This window comes from Cohnella luojiensis, assembly GCF_004564235.1.
Lineage (GTDB): Bacteria > Bacillota > Bacilli > Paenibacillales > Paenibacillaceae > Cohnella > Cohnella luojiensis.
The window spans coordinates 1-1,479 of sequence record NZ_SOMN01000092.1; the positions used below are offsets into that span (position 1 = coordinate 1).

The 1,479-nt window shown below is 41.9% G+C and carries 2 protein-coding genes; both read right to left on the reverse strand.

What is annotated here, in order from left to right; translation table 11 throughout:
* Window positions 1–292: 292 nt before the first annotated feature.
* Window positions 293–751 carry a hypothetical protein gene (locus E2980_RS23845; RefSeq protein WP_135154703.1) on the reverse strand — a complete coding sequence of 153 codons (459 nt, stop codon included), beginning with the start codon at window positions 749–751 and terminating at the stop codon, window positions 293–295.
* A gap of 322 nt (window positions 752–1,073) precedes the next feature.
* Complete coding sequence (locus E2980_RS23850) at window positions 1,074–1,319, reverse strand: hypothetical protein (protein ID WP_135154704.1); 246 nt, start codon at window positions 1,317–1,319, stop codon at window positions 1,074–1,076.
* Window positions 1,320–1,479 lie beyond the last annotated feature (160 nt).

Sequence of the window (1,479 nt, forward strand, 5' to 3'; positions counted from 1 at the left end):
CCTGGCGGTCTCCCGTTTCGGCGCAACACGCGATAAGAGTGGTTGGTTAAACCTTGCTCTGCTTGGACTTTCACCTCGCAAGACAAGCCGAACTTGCTTGGCGTACTAACGTTCTTGTATTCACGACGCCCCACCACCTTAAGGTCCGAAGGACCGGCCGCGATGCGGTTAGGTGGTGCGGGTGTGTCCGGCTGAATATGCCCACGTCTCTTCCACATCGGTCCGGACCGAGGGGCGAAGGCCCCGATGCGTGAATATGGTGTTAGATGATGTCGACGGCTTCTTGAATATGCTACAAAATATCGATTCTTTTTATTACTTTTTGGGTTCTGTGCCTTAGTTTTTGCGAGTATTTATTGTTCTTCATAATTGAATTCAAGAGTTCAATTAATACTTGCTTCTCATGATTTAATAATCCATCAATCCAATTCAAAGCAAGTTCAATCCAATATGCAGATCCTTCTTTAAGTGTGAATCTTATCAGTTCAAGATACGGAAACTCGGGTATTTGTTCGTTAGTGATTTGGTTATTAAGTTTTATCTTAAATTTTTCAAGTGGTTCTTCCAATACATTCAATAAGTAAAGATAAGACTTCTCAGAGCCGATTATTTTCATTTCAGTATTGGAAACAACTACCCAATGATTATCCTGGCTATAACCTAATACACTCTTATTGGGCAGAGTATGAAGTGAAAACCAACCAATATTCATATTTCGTTCTTGACAGTATGAGGTGTTTGTAAAATGCACTTTACGCCCTCCGTCGATTTCATCTAACGTTTCGTATTCACGACGTCCTTCCCCCTTAGATAGCTCTTATCTTAGGGGGAAGGATGTGTCCGGCTGATATTACTCCATTGCTACTGAAAATGCCTCTTTGAATTCACTTCTAACCCCGGTCCGGACCGAGGCAGCTCGTCTGCCGAAGCGTGAATATTGTGTTATATGCTGTCGGGGCCTTCTTGAAATACATCCATGTGCTCTTATCCGTCTTTCATGCCCTTTCGTTCTTATTGCCCTTATCGATCTTATTGCTCTTATTGCCTTTACCGGATCTTATCGCTCTTATTGATCATAAGGCTTTATCGATCTTATCGATCTTATCGATCTTGTTGACCTTATCGCACTTAACACACATATCGATCTTGCTGCCCTTATCCCTCTTAATGCCTTTACCGGATCTTTTTGTACTTATCGATCTGTTCTTAAGTAACAAATCACTTAAAACAAATATACCACTACCACTAAAATATGGTAATGGTTTTAATGATGCCTTTTTTATCTCTGCCCCGATTGCATATAACGTTCGTGTATTCACGACGCCCCACCACCCTAAAGGAGCGCAGCGACTTGTAATGCTCCCCATTGTCAAGACACGATTTTCTGAGGAATAAGTTATATCCTCCTTGTCGTGTAATCTAGTCATTTAGGATGCGATTTGTTCAAATGAGTGTGCATAGAATTGATCAGGCCGTGAT